Raw genomic sequence first — 14,317 nt, 5'->3', positions numbered from 1 at the left:
CCTTTCGTTACTCGATGGGCTGCTTCCGGTCCCATTTGACTAAAATGCGCGCCTGGCCGGCTCGCTTGGCCGGCAGTTCAACCGCTTCGGTGACAAGACGTTTTTGCTGCTCAATCTGTTCGGCAAGAAATCCGGCTTCGAGCTGAAACGAGCAGCTGCCGTACAAGGAAAAGCGAGCGGCGATGATAGAGCCGGACAGCTCGATGGGCAGCTCGTCGTTCCGTTCTTCGCCGGCCGTCAGCGTTCCCCAGCCGGCCTCCTCAAAAAAAGCGGCGATTTGTTCCAAGTCGCGAAGCGGATAGCGACGCGCCAACTGTCTGCCCGCCCAGTATAAAAGGGACGGGGCGTTTTTGCCGAGCAGCTCGGGAAGAAGCGAATGGCGGAGCAGCTCAGCACCAAACGCCGATTGGGTAATTGATCGAAATGTTTCGTACTGTTTTTCCAATGATGGCTGTCTCATCATGTTCCCCTCTTTCTATCCATTTTCCCATTATAGCCAAACAGCTGCCGGCATGCACTCTCTTTCTTGCAAAAAACGTGAACGGAGAATGTTTGAACACTTTGTGACGATGTTTTCTTGACGCTTGTACAATGTGGGAGTACAATGAATGTGACAAATGCAAGATGGAAATGGAAGGCGTTTCTATTTCCATCCTGTAACGAGGGGAATTTATTTTTACTTACGTTAAAGGGGGTTTACATAATGGCAGGGAATCGCGAGTTTTATTATCGCCGGCTCCATTCGCTGCTCGGGGTTATCCCCGTTGGGGTGTTTTTAGTGCAGCACTTGGTCGTCAACCATTTTGCGACGCGCGGGCCGGAAGCGTTTAACCGGGCGGCTGCGTTTATGGAAAACTTGCCGTTCCGTATTTTTTTGGAAATTTTCATTATTTTCCTTCCATTGCTGTTCCACGCGGTATACGGCATTTACATCGTGTTTACAGCCAAATTCAACACGCGCCAGTACGGCTATTTCCGCAACTGGATGTTCATGCTTCAGCGGATTACGGGCATTATCACATTGATTTTTGTCGTCTGGCACGTGTATGAAACAAGGGTGAAAGCCGCGTTTGGCGCTGAAGTGAATTATGATATGATGGCCAATATTGTCGATAATCCGTTTATGCTTTGGTTTTATATTATCGGCATTTTGTCGACCGTCTTTCACTTCGCCAACGGTTTATGGTCGTTCTTCGTCAGCTGGGGTTTAACGGTATCCCCTCGTTCACAGCAAGTGTTCACGTACATTACGATGATCATCTTTGTCGCGCTTTCGATTGTCGGCATTCGCGCCATTTTGGCTTTTGCGTAAAAAATTGATTTCAGCTGTTGGATGACATGAACCGCTGCGTTGGCTCTTGATGGATCGCGCTGCAGCCGTTTGTCGAACGAACGCTTGATCGACAGAGGCAAACCGAGGGACATTGAAGCAAAAGCAGCAATTTTCTAGGGAGTGAGTAGCCATGAAAAAAGGAAAAATCATCGTTGTCGGCGGCGGGTTGGCCGGTTTGATGGCCACGATTAAAATCGCCGAAGCAGGAGTGCCTGTTGAGTTGTTTTCGCTCGTTCCGGTAAAGCGTTCTCACTCCGTCTGTGCCCAAGGCGGCATTAACGGAGCGGTCAACACGAAAGGGGAAGGCGATTCGCCGTGGGAACACTTTGACGATACCGTCTACGGCGGCGACTTTTTGGCGAACCAGCCTCCGGTCAAAGCGATGTGTGAGGCGGCGCCAGGGATCATTTACATGCTCGACCGGATGGGCGTCATGTTCAACCGCACGCCGGAAGGGCTTCTTGATTTCCGCCGTTTCGGCGGGACGCAGCACCACCGCACGGCGTACGCCGGGGCGACGACCGGACAGCAAATTTTGTATGCGCTTGACGAACAAGTGCGCCGCCATGAAGTAGCGGGGCTTGTGACGAAATATGAGCATTGGGAATTTTTAGGGATCGTTTTGGATGACGAACAAATTTGCCGCGGCATTGTCGCGCAAGACTTGCGTTCGATGGAAATTAAAGCGTTCCCTGCCGATGCCGTCATTTTGGCGACCGGCGGCCCGGGGATCATTTTCGGGAAATCGACGAACTCGGTCATCAATACCGGATCGGCGGCTTCCATCGCCTATCAGCAAGGCGTTTACTACGCGAACGGCGAGTTCATCCAAATTCACCCGACCGCCATTCCGGGCGATGACAAGCTTCGGTTGATGAGCGAATCGGCGCGCGGGGAAGGCGGCCGCGTTTGGACGTATAAAGACGGGAAACCGTGGTACTTCCTTGAGGAAAAATATCCGGCTTACGGAAACTTGGTGCCGCGCGACATCGCCGCACGGGAAATTTTCCACGTCTGCGTCGATTTGAAGCTCGGCATCAACGGCGAAAACATGGTGTATTTGGATTTGTCACATAAAGATCCGAAAGAGTTGGATGTTAAGCTCGGCGGCATTATCGAAATTTACGAGAAGTTCATGGGCGAAGACCCGCGCAAAGTGCCGATGAAGGTGTTCCCGGCCGTTCACTACTCGATGGGCGGCTTATGGGTCGACTATGACCAAATGACGAACATCAAAGGGCTGTTTGCCGCCGGTGAGTGCGATTATTCCATTCATGGCGCCAACCGTCTCGGGGCAAACTCGCTTCTGTCGGCGATTTACGGTGGAATGGTCGCCGGCCCGAATGCAGTCCGCTACATCCGCGGCCTCGAGAAATCGGCCGATGCGATGCCGTCGACGCTGTACGACCGTTATGTCAAACAAGAGCAGGAAAAATGGGAAAACATTTTGGCGATGGACGGCACGGAAAACGCCTACGTGCTGCATAAAGAGCTCGGTGAATGGATGACGGCAAACGTGACGATCGTCCGCTACAACGACCGGCTGCTGAAGACCGATGAGAAAATTCAAGAGCTGATGGAGCGGTATAAAAACATCAGCGTCACCGATACGTCGAGATGGAGCAACCAAGGGGCGACGTTTATCCGCCAGCTGTACAACATGCTCCAGCTTGCCCGCGTCATTACGCTCGGCGCGTACCATCGCAACGAAAGCCGCGGGGCGCACTACAAGCCGGAGTTTCCGGAGCGCAATGACGAAGAATGGCTGAAAACGACGATGGCCCGCTATACGCCAGACGGTCCGGCGTTCCATTACGAAGATGTCGATGTCTCGTTGATTAAGCCGCGCAAACGCGACTACAGCAAAAAGAAAGAGGAAGTGAAGTAAGATGAGCGAAAACAAAACGGTTCGGTTCATCATCACGCGCCAAGATCGTCCGGATTCCGCTCCATATGAAGAGGAGTTTGTCATTCCGTACCGCCCGAACATGAACGTTATTTCGGCGCTCATGGAAATTCGCCGCAATCCGGTCAACGCCAAAGGGGAAAAAACGACGCCGGTCGCCTGGGAAATGAACTGTTTGGAAGAAGTGTGCGGGGCCTGCTCGATGGTCATTAACGGAAAGCCGCGGCAAGCATGTGCGGCGCTCATTGATAAATTAGAGCAGCCGATCCGCCTGGAGCCGATGCGCACGTTCCCGGTCATCCGCGACTTGGTCATCGACCGGAGCCGGATGTTTGATGCGCTAAAACGCGTCAAAGCATGGATTCCAATCGACGGAACGTACGACTTGGGTCCGGGTCCGCGCATGCCGGAGCGGAAGCGGCAATGGGCGTACGAGCTGTCCAAATGCATGACGTGCGGGGTCTGTCTTGAAGCGTGCCCGAACGTCAACAGCAAGTCGAACTTTATCGGCCCGGCGCCGCTGTCGCAGGTGCGGCTGTTTAACGCCCATCCGACCGGAGCGATGCATAAAGCCGAGCGGCTGCGGGCGATTATGGGCGACGGCGGTTTGGCCAACTGCGGCAACTCGCAAAACTGTGTGCAGTCGTGCCCGAAAGGCATTCCGCTGACGACGTCAATCGCCGCGTTAAACCGCGACACGACGATCCAAATGTTCCGCGATTTCTTTGGCAGCGACGAAGCGTAACAGTTGAACCTCTCATCCCCTCCGTGGCCAGCCATGGAGGGGATTTTGCGCTTGCCCAGCCCCCTTGTCTTTGATCAGGTGGGGAGGCGAAAAAAAGACCTATTTTTCTATTAGATAAGCAAAATTTCGTCACCGCCGCCCTTGCTCTCACATACGATATGGCGAGGAAATACCCATCCGGCAGTTCGGGCCCATTGAGAGCAAGGAGGGTTACCACCGTTGAAGGATCAATCGTTTCAATCGAAGCCGCTGCTGACAAAGAGAGAAAAAGAAGTCTTCGAATTGCTCGTGCAAGATAAGACGACGAAGGAAATCGCCAAAGAACTGTTCATCAGTGAAAAAACCGTTCGCAACCATATTTCGAACGTAATGTATTTTGAATACATAAATATTGGTAAAATGTGTTATAATAAAGGTAAAAGGAGGTTGATCGTTTGGATCTGGAAGAAGAACTTTGGCAATTGATGTTTTTCACGATTATCGCCATTCGGCATGATATCAAGTGGGATGACTTACATCCTTTTACACCAACATCCATTCTCAATAAAACGCAAGGAAAGCAATTTATTCAACATGTTCGTCTTTATATCCGGCAACATTACGGAATCACGATCCCGAAGATCAGTTTTCATTTGTACCAAAACTTATTCGGACTATATTCTCACTTCATGAGTCATCTTGAAAAAATCGAGGCATAATGCCTCTTATTTTTTTATGTTTTTTGCATAAAAATGGAAATAAATGGTATAATTAGGTGTAAAAAATTAACAAGGGGGAATTGTCCATGGATGAAAAGTGGATGTTTAACAAAGAGGAAGAAGAAAAAGGGAACGTTGGATCCAAAAAGGATATGAAGTAACACAAAAAGAGCGACCATACACTGCCGCTCAACTTGAAAAACTTGAATACATTTACAATAATTATAAAACATGGAATAAAGAAATTGCAATAGAGATGAAAATGGAAGAAAAAAGATTAGAACAAATGGCGAAAGAGCTGGAAGAATTGGAATTAGGGAAAATTCTTCTTATCGAAGACAATATCGAACGAGAGTTAGAATTAGAATATTATAAACGCTAAGGCTTTGGGCATTAAGCTCAAAGCTTTTTTCAAGGAAAGAAACTTCATTGTTTTGTGTTCATGAAATGTATAAAACCGCCGGATTTTCGGCGGTGTTTTGTTCAAATGGCAATCAACTTAAATGGCAATCGACGCTGAGGTCGGTCGTTTGTTTTTGTTGTAACCATGTTCACGATCGTACGTTTGGAAAATGTAAATAAAATGTTGCTCCATCTCTTTCAGCTCTTCATTACTTGCTCCTGGCATTTCTAACAAAGCCACAAAATCAATTTGATTACCAAAATCAAAGTCTTCCTGCAACTCATCGCAGCCGTGATTTCCTGTTTTCAGTTTCCATGCATGTGCTTCACAGCGAGCGAGAATGTTTTTGCTTCTCCCGATATACATTTTGCGATTGTTGCGATTGATGATCGCATAAACCCCTGGAACTGCTTTCAACATCATTTTACATCAACCTCCGTGTGTTTTATAATGTTTTGTGTTATATGTTATGTTTCTGATTATATTTTTTTCCGCCATCGTTTTTTTTATACTTTTCTATTCCAAAAAAATTTTTTTCTTCTCCTTTCTTTCTCGATCATTTCAAAGCATCCATCGCGATAAAAGGGAAATTGGAAAATTTTGTTGACAAATTAGAAAAGTGGAGGTATAAAGTAAGAGAAAAGGGAATGGGAATAAATGGTTATCAAAAGAAAAAAGGGGGAGATTGGAATGAATAAAGAAACAAAAGGTTGGTTTGTTTCCCGCGGTGGCGGGAATGTACGTGATAAAAATGGAAATATCATTCCAAAGTATCTATATGTATGGATCTACGATTCGATCAAAACAAGAAATGTACGTAAAGAAAAACATCAATATGAAGGGAAAAAACACCGAGAAGTATTTGGGGTAAATCAGAAAATTTTAATCAAACGGGTTGATAAAATTCAAAACATGGAAGAGGTCTTTACAATCTTACAACAGAAAGCATATCAATTTTTCCTAAAAAACTTGTACCATGATCCTTCTCATTATCAAATGACAGAAGAACAGCAAGAAGCAAGAAAACAAAAGCTGCTAAGAAAAGCAAGCGAATTTGCCAACGAAAAGGTCCAAACGATCATTCGGGATTGGAGTAAAATCAAAGAAGAAGCTTACAAGGAATAAAAAAGAAGGCGAGATTGCCTTCTTCTTTCTTGAATTAAAATTTAAACATCCACATTTAAGGATGATCTTCAACTTCCTGCTGATCTTCTCCTTTTATTCTTGTTTCATTATCGACGTATTTTGGTTGCTGACTAAATTTCTTCCATAGATCATCGACGATTTCAAGTGAGATATGATCGTAAATTTCTTTTTGCTTTTTTCCTTTTAATCGATCAAATTTTGGATTGAACTGAATGATCACTTGCTCGTAATGATCTCCTTTTAATTTAACTCCTTCAAAATAATTAGAATAAGCATCCTTTACCTGTTTTCCAATTTTCTCTTTTAACTCGGTCGGCGTGAAAATAAAAGGAGAAGAATCGACGAAAGACAAATACACCATCACGCTTATTCCAATGAATCCAAGACAAGCGATGACTTTACGTTTCCATTTTTCCCAATTTCTTATAATGATCATAACCAATGGAAACCAGATGGGTGTAAACAACCATATCCATCCAAAAAGATTGATCCTGTAATCTTCTGGATAATCACACATGTCATACAAACCACCATTCTCGCAAGAGAGGGGATATTTAGGTGTATGACCTAGAGTTCGATAGATAAGATACCAAACTACAACAATAACGATAAACTTACCCATTTCTCTTTCTTTTCTCCGTTCTTTTCCTTTCCCATATCACTAACATAGTCCTATATTTATGGAAAAATCAAGTACCTTTTCTTCAAAAAGGTAAAAAATAAATGTTCTGTGCTTTAAACCTGCACACTTCCACGAACATGTGAAAAAAAAATATGATTTACAAAAATTGGGTGTGGATGTATAAAAAAGAGAAAGGGGGCGAAAAAATGAATACATGTGTTTGTTGCGATCGATTCAGTACAGAAAATGGTGTGTGAAGAATGTCAAAGAGAAATCTTCCAACAAGATACGATCGAAGAAATCTTAAGAGAGGAATGGGAAGAAATCGAAGCAAACCTCTTCTATTGTATCGATATCGAATAATCCATATGGATGTACAAAAAATGTTGACAATGCAAAAAATTGGATTATGATATAAAAAAGCGATGAAAAAAATTCAAAAAAGGATGTAAAACGTCTTGCAAATGGACAAGACTATTTTTATAATTAAGTTGTATAACATATAACGTATAACAATGAAACGTAAAGGGATTTTCAAAAAATCCTTAAATTTTAACAAATGAAATGGGCATATAAGCGAAAGGGGGGATAAACATGAAACAATTAAAACAAGATATGCCGACCATTCGCGTGTACGTCCCAAGTGAAGTTCGCAAACGTTTAAAATTGTATGCTGCAGAAAATGAAACAACAATTCAAGCGATTTTGGAAAGTTATATTTATGATCTTCTAAAAATCCAAAAGGAGGATGAAACAAAATGAGAAGCGATGAAACGTGGAAACAAATTTTCATAGAAATGAAGTGATGTGTATGAAGAATTTCAGAAGCAAATACTTGTTTGATGAGCCACCTTTGGTAGTATCACCGACGATCGCAAAAGTAATTGGGTTAAATGAAGCGATCATTTTGCAACAGATCCATTATTGGTTGGATAAAAGTCAAAATGTTCGTGACGGTCATGTGTGGGTGTTTAACTCTTATGCAAAGTGGCAAGAACAATTTCCTTTCTGGTCGGAAGCAACCATCAAGCGTACCATCAAAAATTTAGAAAAAATGAACTTATTGATTGTAGGAAACTACAACAAAAGGGGCTTCGACAAAAGTAAATGGTATCGCATCAATTATGAAGTGTTTGAACAACTGATGGACAAAGAAACCGAAAAGAAAGATATGACCGATCGATCTGGTCAAATTGACCAAATGGATCAGGTCAATTTGACCAAATGGAACGGGTCGAGTTGCACCGACGATCGGGTTAAGTTGACCAAACCTATACCAGATAATACAACAGATATATATATAAAAAGCAACACAAAAAATGATTCGAAAAAAACAAACATCTATGACTCTAGCAAAATGAAAGGAAAAACAAAAAATAAAAATGAGTCGATGAAATCGACTCAAAATAAAAACAAAAACGATGACGTAACTTCTACTAATAAAAGGATAACAGAAAAATCAAAAGGTGCAACAAAAAATGTTAGATCCATATCCAACATAAGAGATTTGTTCAAACAAAATGAACAGGAATAAATTTCATCCAAGGATGAAGCAAAAATCATACATAATGTGAAAATCCTAAAGTTTACGTTAACATCTATAGTTTATTTTAACATAAACCATAAAAGATGGCAAAGCTAACGCTTTGCAAGGCTTAAAGGTTAAAATCAAAACATTTAACTAGAATGATGGATACAATTTAAATCCACGGATCTAGCTGTATGTTGGAAACATAAAAGCCATGGTGAAGCTTTCGCTTCACCATCCAGGTTTAATTGTTTAGTCAAAAAAACAAAACGGTTGGATCAACAACATCTTTAGGATTTTAGCAACGTGAAGGATGAAAACAAATGAAAATCATCATAATGGTTAAAATCCTAAAGAAACGGCTTAAATTTTAACAAAATGGCATCATTTTTTAATTTTAAATCCAATCATGATGTTTTATCATTCCAATGAAAAAATAGCAAAAATGGTTGGACAAGCTTTATCTATTGTTCTAGCAATATGAAAGATGAAACAAAAACCACATCTTAAATAATTGGAAATCAAAAAAACGAAATGTAGGATAGATCAAAAATCCGTCATTTACACAAAATGGTGGAATGAAACAAAAAACAACAAACATGAATGATGGTTTCTAACAAAATAAGGGGGTTGATCAATATGTGTGTGTTTAATCAAAATTGCGTGGCGGGCTGGCTGTACGATCCGGCGGCGCGCGCCTTCACTGGAAAGTGTCAATGTGCCATGGAATATCAAGTGTTTCAAATTTTTAAATTATCTGGTGCGGACGAAAAAAACATCTTGGATTTCGAAAACATGAAAGACATTAAAATTTACAATCGAAAAAAAGGATTGGACGAATACATTCTTTACAAAGATTTGCTAAAACAAATGGAATCTAATTTAAAAGAACTAATCAATCCAAAAGCGCCAAGCAGAATCTTTTTAGTCGGCGAGCCTGGATGCGGGAAAACCGCTTTTGCAACCACACTCATTTACCTTGCGGCGAGAAAAGAAATCAAAAGTTACTTTTTACCCACTTCATCGTTTGAAAAAGCCGTCTTTCATTTCAATGATAAAACCGCATTGGATCAAATTTTTGAAGAAATTAAAAATAAGCAAATTCTTGTGATTGATGACTTTGCCGCCGAACTTTCAAGCGATTCGCCAATTTACATCGAAAAAATATCGAAAGCATACAACGACTTAATCCGAGCATTCGAAGGTCTTGTTATTGTCACAACCAACAACACAACAGAAGATAATAAAGAAAAATATCAAGAAGATCCGCGTTTGTTTAGCGTTCTCTATAAAGCAGAAAATCTAAAAGAATACATCTTCGAGCCGGTGGATTTGCGGCAAGAAGAAAAAAATCCGGCATTAGATCGTTTGTTTTAAAGATTGGGGGGATTTATATGAAACAAGTAAAAAAAGTTTCAAATAAAGAACAAAAACAGCAAAAACGGGCATATACGTTAGAAGAAATTATCGATCAACATTATACCGAAAAAAAACAAAGCAAAGCGCCAATTCCAACAGGTTATAAAGCAATTGATGATTTGACTGGAGGCGGACTCTGGCGAGGATTCTTTACCATCCTCGCTGGAAAAAGCGGTAACGGGAAAACAACTTTTATGGAAATGATGAGTCTGCATCAGGCGTTTCAAGGTTATAAAGTGCTTGTCATTAGTCAGGAGTTAACCAAAGAAATTATTGCAGAGAAACTTCTAGCACGATTAGATTTAGGAAAAGAGAAAGATCAAAAATCAAAAAAATGGATCGATCAGCCATCGAGTTACGAAAAATGGCGTTTCTTTAATATTCCAAAGTCAGAAATAGAAGATGTTCGTATTGAAGCAAAACGGCTAGCGAGTGTAGTAAAAGATAAACTGTTTATCGATGATCATCGTTACACAGCAGAAGAATTGGCGGAACGCATTCAAACGGCAAAAGAGGAAGGATTCGACATCATCTATGTGGATTACTTTCAAATCATTAGAATTGATGAATCCGGTAATGAATCATGGGCTTACAATAATGCATCTCAAACCATTAGTCAAGCAGTAAAAGTAGCAAAAGATGTCGCAGTCGTACTGCTTAGTCAAGTAACAGATCAACAAACACAAAAACCAGATCCAAAACGGGCAAAATTGCGTTACGCTGGACAATTGCTACACGACACATCTCTTGAAATGATTATCTATCGAGATGAAAATCCACCGCAAGTAGGAGAAGAAATCAATATTTACTTAAGGAAAAACCGATTTGGAATTGCAGAAAAACTTGTTCGTTTACCGTTTATTCCTCAGATTGGTTTAATTGGTGATTTGAAAGTTCCGCAGATCCAAGTAGAACGCGAAGAAATTATTGCGATGGAATGGATGAAATTACTTGAAGATCAAGAGATTTTTGAAAAAGAATAACCTTCTCCCTCCCTCCTTATCGAAGGGAGAGGGTGGAGGTCTTGACATTTTTAAATGTTAGTTAATACGTGGGCAAACAAAGGGGGTAATGATATGAATACTATTAAAAGAAAAGATGTGGAAAAAGAAATCGAGTTTTTAAAAGAATTAAATAACAAGTATCCAAAATCAACAGAAACAAAAATCATTGCTCAAGAGTTAGAAAAAAGAGGTTACACTTTAGAACTTCTAGGAACAGGTCAATCTGCTAACATTGGTTTAAGAGAAATTGCAGTGAAAAATTTAAAATCAAAAGAGTATTTAAATGGCGAATATCTCGTCTTTGGTTATAGAAAGCATCGTTTTAGTTCTAAATACTTTGTGCGAATGGGTTATGTGAAAAAGATTGTTGATTGAAAAATACGGATCATCCAAAGCACTCGTTTGGAGTGCTTTTTTATATGCGAATCATCAGGCGTATCATCATGAGTATTGTACTCCGTATCTTATATTCGCTAAAAAAATAGCAGCACAATCGTGTTTTTCACTTGTCTTTATCATGTACTGTCTTATTGATAAGAAAGTAGGAAACTAATATTGGATTATATAAAAAAGTAGTAGATTATTTTGGATTCATAGCGAACCAAAAATAACTCTGCCACTAAAATTAGATCCAAGTACAATAGTCTTTGAATCAAAAAGGAACCCTACCATCTTCTTCATCGATTTTTTTTAGTTTCTTATATAATTCTTCTGCTTCTTTTCTGGTTAATGATTGCTGAAAAACCCTTTCATTTTCTTTCATTAAGAAAGAAATGGGATCTTTTTTTCGTTCCTGTTCGTCTTTTAAAACGGATATTTTGTTTTGCAATTGTCTTTGAAAAATTTCCCAACTAACTTCTCCTTGATTGCAGTAAAAGCATGCGCCTCTATACAATTTTCTGTTTGGTCTTCTTTTTGCAAAAACTCCTGTCCCGCCGCATCTTAAACATGGATAAAGACCAGGACGTTTCAATGCCTTTATTTGCATTGCTTCGTTGGATTGAATGTATTGATAATAGGTGGCGTCGTTATATAATCCGGGATTGCAAAAAAGATAAAAATATGGTTGGTCTGCATTTTTTTGTTTGAATTGCTGAATCCATCTTTTTTGTCCGAAGTTAAATAATTCAAATGATTCTACTTTAAGATGATGATGGGATTGGATGGATTGCATATTCATGTTCAGCACATGTTCAATTTCTTCTTTTGTTCCTAGAAAAACAACTGATTCGTTTCGATTGATCACCGCGTAATAGATTGAACTCATTTTTTCACCTCTTTTTTCTTAAATTATATTATGTATTATTCGTTACGCAAAACAACTATTTAAATGATACCCCCTTGAAATCATCATATTCCGTGATGAAAATCAACCCGAGATCGGAGAAGAAATCAACATTATTTACTTAAGAAAAAATCGGTTTGGAGTTCGAAATGATTATATTCGTTTGCCGTTTTATTGCTTAATTGGAAATTAGGAGTATTGCTCATTTTTTAGTGAAAGAGATTTTGGATGATGAATGACGTTCACCCTCTCCTTGCAGAACATGTTCCGTAAGGAGAGGGTGGAGGTATAAAACATTCCTGTTTTTTCAAAAAGAGGAGATATAGATGATGAGATATTATTGATTCATCTCTTCAATCCGCTTTTTCGCCAATTCCAAGCTATCCCCATATAAAAGCGCTCCTTTTTCTGTTAAATAATCGTACAACAATTTCCGAATCAGCGAACTTCTCGTTTGGAACGTATCTAAACAATAGATCTCTAAAGATATATCTAGCTGTTCATTGACATAAAATTGAATCTTCTTTCGTTGATCGCTGCTTCTTGCATGTGGTTTTCGATTCACATTATAAACGGAATAATCTTGTCGATTTTTAATCTCTTTTAGATCCAATTCTGGTGCTGGAAAGTTACTTACTCGTTTTGGTTTTAAATCACTCATACGATCACCTTCTTGATGAGTAAAGAAATATCTTCTCTTAATTTTTCGATATAAACGCTATTGTACTGGAAAATCGTTTGTTTTTTCTTTAGCGCATTTTTAAAAGCACTGGTATGTCGAATAGGTGGTGCAATTTTGTAATCTTTCAATTCTTTCATCACATAATCAAGTTCTATTTTGGATTTAAGCCGATACGGAACCACAAAATAATCAATTAAAAAACCGTTTTCTCGAAAGCTTTCGACGGCTTGAATCGAATCCAGTGTTTCATCAATCGTTGATGGATCATCATCACAAGGAATTAACACTAAATCGCTTGCTGCAAGACTAAGATAATGTCGTTTATCGCCTCTTCCCGGATGATTATCAATGAGTACAAAGTCAATATGACCTTTAAAGACATTTAACTGTTCTTTTAATAACAAATACCAATCTTTTTTCTTTTGGATTTTACTGACTAAATCATTCATTCTGAAATCACTTGGAATAAATAAGAGATTACTTTGATGTTCATATTCATAAAGCGCTTTATTCACTGGATATTCTCCGGTTAACCACCCATATACACTAGTATCAAAATCACTTTTTTCATATCCTAGACGTCGATTTGTATCACTGTTTTCACAAAGATCAACAAATAATACCTTTTTCTTACTATAAGCAAGCGTTAAGCCAAGATTAATCAATAAACTTGACTTACCAACTCCACCTTTAAAATTGAAACATGAAATCACTTTCATCGAAATTCCCTACCTTTTTTCTATTTATTACATAGAAAAAAGAAAAAGTCCTTCATTCATTTTTCAGTTATTTGGGAGTATAAAAGTTAGATGTAAAGATTTCTTGGATTTTTGTTTTAAAAAATTAATTGAATCCATATCAAAGGATATAAATTTTCTTGTGACATGGGAAAAAAGCGCTTTATACCTATGGAGCGTAACAGATTACTACTTAATAACAACAGAAAACAAAAGAGAACAGTAAAGCACGTGTGAATATCATAGCCTCCTCGCTCTTGTTTATTTTAAAAAGAACGTGAGGCAGTTCGTTGTTTGTATTATGATTTAATCAGCGTAAGAAGTTAAGGTCACCGCTGCTTCTTGTCACGATCGAAACTTCGCAGAAGAAGTCATGGCTCAACTTCCACATCCATATACACTGGGAGACAAAGGATATGTCAGTCAACCATTACAAGAGAAGCTTCAGCGTGAATATGGAATTGCTTTTTGGACGCCGCCTCGCAAAAATCAATGTGTTTCCCATTCTAAAGAGTCGGGGCAATAGGTGCGTCGAAAACGCAAGATCGTTGAAACAACCTTTTCTGTACTTGTGGATCAGTTTCACATCACGTCGATCCGTGCAAACAGCGTAGAAAGTTTTGAAACGGCATTAGATGGTATTTTACTGGCTTACACGCTTGTTGTCCTTGGTCTAGTTGAACAATAGAGTTCAACTAGCACCATGGGTAAAAACATTGTTATCAGTTATCAAATGCCTGTTATTGAAAGATAGCTTTTAATATAATAAAAATATGCATAACGTTCGGTATGCTAGTAACGTTGGGACT

General features: G+C 39.8%; 18 protein-coding genes and 1 pseudogene. 13 read left to right on the top strand and 6 right to left on the bottom strand.

All coding sequences use genetic code 11. The features are described 5' to 3' along the window. Positions 1-7 precede the first annotated feature (7 nt). Positions 8-460, bottom strand: coding sequence for a YslB family protein (locus CV944_RS01525; protein ID WP_033010653.1), 453 nt, complete (start codon positions 458-460; stop codon positions 8-10). 243 nt (positions 461-703) lie between these two features. Between CV944_RS01525 and CV944_RS01520 the strand changes: the two genes are divergently transcribed. The 6 genes from CV944_RS01520 to CV944_RS17825 all read left to right on the top strand — a co-directional run bounded on the left by CV944_RS01520 (position 704) and on the right by CV944_RS17825 (position 5,064). Continuing rightward, positions 704-1,312 (top strand): succinate dehydrogenase cytochrome b558 subunit, encoded by a 609-nt coding sequence (locus CV944_RS01520; protein ID WP_100658966.1) that lies wholly within the window; start codon positions 704-706, stop codon positions 1,310-1,312. Positions 1,313-1,463: 151 nt separating this feature from the next. Beyond that, positions 1,464-3,221: a succinate dehydrogenase flavoprotein subunit gene (gene sdhA / locus CV944_RS01515; protein ID WP_100658965.1), complete on the top strand. Its 1,758-nt coding sequence runs from the start codon at positions 1,464-1,466 to the stop codon at positions 3,219-3,221. 1 nt (position 3,222) lies between these two features. After that, positions 3,223-3,984: a succinate dehydrogenase iron-sulfur subunit gene (sdhB, locus tag CV944_RS01510; protein WP_033010649.1), complete on the top strand. Its 762-nt coding sequence runs from the start codon at positions 3,223-3,225 to the stop codon at positions 3,982-3,984. 219 nt (positions 3,985-4,203) lie between these two features. Continuing rightward, a complete protein-coding gene (locus tag CV944_RS01505; RefSeq protein ID WP_100663783.1) occupies positions 4,204-4,449 on the top strand; it encodes a helix-turn-helix domain-containing protein in 246 nt (81 codons plus the stop codon). Then, a complete protein-coding gene (locus tag CV944_RS01500) occupies positions 4,419-4,682 on the top strand; it encodes a hypothetical protein (protein ID WP_100663782.1) in 264 nt (87 codons plus the stop codon). Before CV944_RS01505 ends, CV944_RS01500 begins: the two co-directional genes overlap by 31 nt. 256 nt (positions 4,683-4,938) lie before the next feature. After that, positions 4,939-5,064 carry a hypothetical protein gene (locus CV944_RS17825; protein WP_255408619.1) on the top strand — a complete coding sequence of 42 codons (126 nt, stop codon included), beginning with the start codon at positions 4,939-4,941 and terminating at the stop codon, positions 5,062-5,064. Positions 5,065-5,181: 117 nt separating this feature from the next. On the opposite strand, the gene CV944_RS01495 is transcribed toward CV944_RS17825, so the two are convergent. Further along, positions 5,182-5,508, bottom strand: a complete 327-nt coding sequence (locus CV944_RS01495; protein ID WP_100663781.1) for a GIY-YIG nuclease family protein — start codon at positions 5,506-5,508, stop codon at positions 5,182-5,184. A gap of 267 nt (positions 5,509-5,775) precedes the next feature. Between CV944_RS01495 and CV944_RS01490 the strand changes: the two genes are divergently transcribed. Then, entirely contained in the window at positions 5,776-6,210 is a 435-nt protein-coding gene (locus CV944_RS01490) for a hypothetical protein (RefSeq protein WP_145994812.1), read from the top strand. A gap of 55 nt (positions 6,211-6,265) precedes the next feature. Here the strand turns inward: CV944_RS01490 and CV944_RS01485 are convergent, their stop codons facing one another. Beyond that, the gene (locus CV944_RS01485) at positions 6,266-6,853 is read right to left on the bottom strand and encodes a hypothetical protein (protein WP_100663779.1); all 588 of its coding nucleotides are present in this window, start codon (positions 6,851-6,853) and stop codon (positions 6,266-6,268) included. Positions 6,854-7,447: 594 nt separating this feature from the next. Between CV944_RS01485 and CV944_RS17245 the strand changes: the two genes are divergently transcribed. The 5 genes from CV944_RS17245 to CV944_RS01465 all read left to right on the top strand — a co-directional run bounded on the left by CV944_RS17245 (position 7,448) and on the right by CV944_RS01465 (position 11,179). Beyond that, a complete protein-coding gene (locus CV944_RS17245; protein WP_158236217.1) occupies positions 7,448-7,615 on the top strand; it encodes a ribbon-helix-helix domain-containing protein in 168 nt (55 codons plus the stop codon). 13 nt (positions 7,616-7,628) lie between these two features. After that, positions 7,629-8,387 carry a hypothetical protein gene (locus CV944_RS01480; protein ID WP_100663778.1) on the top strand — a complete coding sequence of 253 codons (759 nt, stop codon included), beginning with the start codon at positions 7,629-7,631 and terminating at the stop codon, positions 8,385-8,387. A 633-nt stretch (positions 8,388-9,020) separates the two neighbouring features. Further along, the gene (locus CV944_RS01475; RefSeq protein ID WP_158236216.1) at positions 9,021-9,758 is read left to right on the top strand and encodes an ATP-binding protein; all 738 of its coding nucleotides are present in this window, start codon (positions 9,021-9,023) and stop codon (positions 9,756-9,758) included. Positions 9,759-9,775: 17 nt separating this feature from the next. After that, positions 9,776-10,783 (top strand): DnaB-like helicase C-terminal domain-containing protein, encoded by a 1,008-nt coding sequence (locus tag CV944_RS01470; RefSeq protein WP_100663776.1) that lies wholly within the window; start codon positions 9,776-9,778, stop codon positions 10,781-10,783. Between the two features lie 93 nt (positions 10,784-10,876). Then, complete coding sequence (locus CV944_RS01465; protein ID WP_100663775.1) at positions 10,877-11,179, top strand: hypothetical protein; 303 nt, start codon at positions 10,877-10,879, stop codon at positions 11,177-11,179. 277 nt (positions 11,180-11,456) lie between these two features. On the opposite strand, the gene CV944_RS01460 is transcribed toward CV944_RS01465, so the two are convergent. The 3 genes from CV944_RS01460 to CV944_RS01450 all read right to left on the bottom strand — a co-directional run bounded on the left by CV944_RS01460 (position 11,457) and on the right by CV944_RS01450 (position 13,490). Next, positions 11,457-12,071 carry a hypothetical protein gene (locus tag CV944_RS01460; protein ID WP_100663774.1) on the bottom strand — a complete coding sequence of 205 codons (615 nt, stop codon included), beginning with the start codon at positions 12,069-12,071 and terminating at the stop codon, positions 11,457-11,459. Positions 12,072-12,426: 355 nt separating this feature from the next. Next, positions 12,427-12,750 carry a hypothetical protein gene (locus tag CV944_RS01455; protein ID WP_100663773.1) on the bottom strand — a complete coding sequence of 108 codons (324 nt, stop codon included), beginning with the start codon at positions 12,748-12,750 and terminating at the stop codon, positions 12,427-12,429. Continuing rightward, complete coding sequence (locus tag CV944_RS01450) at positions 12,747-13,490, bottom strand: ParA family protein (RefSeq protein ID WP_100663772.1); 744 nt, start codon at positions 13,488-13,490, stop codon at positions 12,747-12,749. The genes CV944_RS01455 and CV944_RS01450 overlap by 4 nt, the downstream gene beginning before the upstream one ends. A 346-nt stretch (positions 13,491-13,836) precedes the next feature. Between CV944_RS01450 and CV944_RS01445 the strand changes: the two are divergent. Next, a pseudogene (locus CV944_RS01445) lies at positions 13,837-14,196 on the top strand (transposase); the annotation flags it as partial. Positions 14,197-14,317: the final 121 nt, after the last annotated feature.

This window comes from Geobacillus sp. WSUCF-018B (assembly GCF_002809985.1).
GTDB classification, from domain to species: domain Bacteria; phylum Bacillota; class Bacilli; order Bacillales; family Anoxybacillaceae; genus Geobacillus; species Geobacillus thermophilus.
The sequence above is the reverse complement of the archived record's forward strand: the minus strand, read 5'-3'. Positions and strand labels throughout refer to the sequence as shown.

Coding starts and splice junctions, on each gene's coding strand:
- CV944_RS01470 (WP_100663776.1), top strand. CDS start 9,776: ATGAAACAAGTAAAAAAAGTTTCAAATAAAGAACAAAAACAGCAAAAA.
- CV944_RS01460 (WP_100663774.1), bottom strand. CDS start 12,071: ATGAGTTCAATCTATTACGCGGTGATCAATCGAAACGAATCAGTTGTT.
- CV944_RS01490 (WP_145994812.1), top strand. CDS start 5,776: ATGAATAAAGAAACAAAAGGTTGGTTTGTTTCCCGCGGTGGCGGGAAT.
- CV944_RS01455 (WP_100663773.1), bottom strand. CDS start 12,750: ATGAGTGATTTAAAACCAAAACGAGTAAGTAACTTTCCAGCACCAGAA.
- CV944_RS17245 (WP_158236217.1), top strand. CDS start 7,448: ATGAAACAATTAAAACAAGATATGCCGACCATTCGCGTGTACGTCCCA.
- CV944_RS01520 (WP_100658966.1), top strand. CDS start 704: ATGGCAGGGAATCGCGAGTTTTATTATCGCCGGCTCCATTCGCTGCTC.
- sdhB (WP_033010649.1), top strand. CDS start 3,223: ATGAGCGAAAACAAAACGGTTCGGTTCATCATCACGCGCCAAGATCGT.
- sdhA (WP_100658965.1), top strand. CDS start 1,464: ATGAAAAAAGGAAAAATCATCGTTGTCGGCGGCGGGTTGGCCGGTTTG.
- CV944_RS17825 (WP_255408619.1), top strand. CDS start 4,939: ATGAAAATGGAAGAAAAAAGATTAGAACAAATGGCGAAAGAGCTGGAA.
- CV944_RS01525 (WP_033010653.1), bottom strand. CDS start 460: ATGAGACAGCCATCATTGGAAAAACAGTACGAAACATTTCGATCAATT.
- CV944_RS01485 (WP_100663779.1), bottom strand. CDS start 6,853: ATGGGTAAGTTTATCGTTATTGTTGTAGTTTGGTATCTTATCTATCGA.
- CV944_RS01465 (WP_100663775.1), top strand. CDS start 10,877: ATGAATACTATTAAAAGAAAAGATGTGGAAAAAGAAATCGAGTTTTTA.
- CV944_RS01475 (WP_158236216.1), top strand. CDS start 9,021: ATGTGTGTGTTTAATCAAAATTGCGTGGCGGGCTGGCTGTACGATCCG.
- CV944_RS01450 (WP_100663772.1), bottom strand. CDS start 13,490: ATGAAAGTGATTTCATGTTTCAATTTTAAAGGTGGAGTTGGTAAGTCA.
- CV944_RS01495 (WP_100663781.1), bottom strand. CDS start 5,508: ATGATGTTGAAAGCAGTTCCAGGGGTTTATGCGATCATCAATCGCAAC.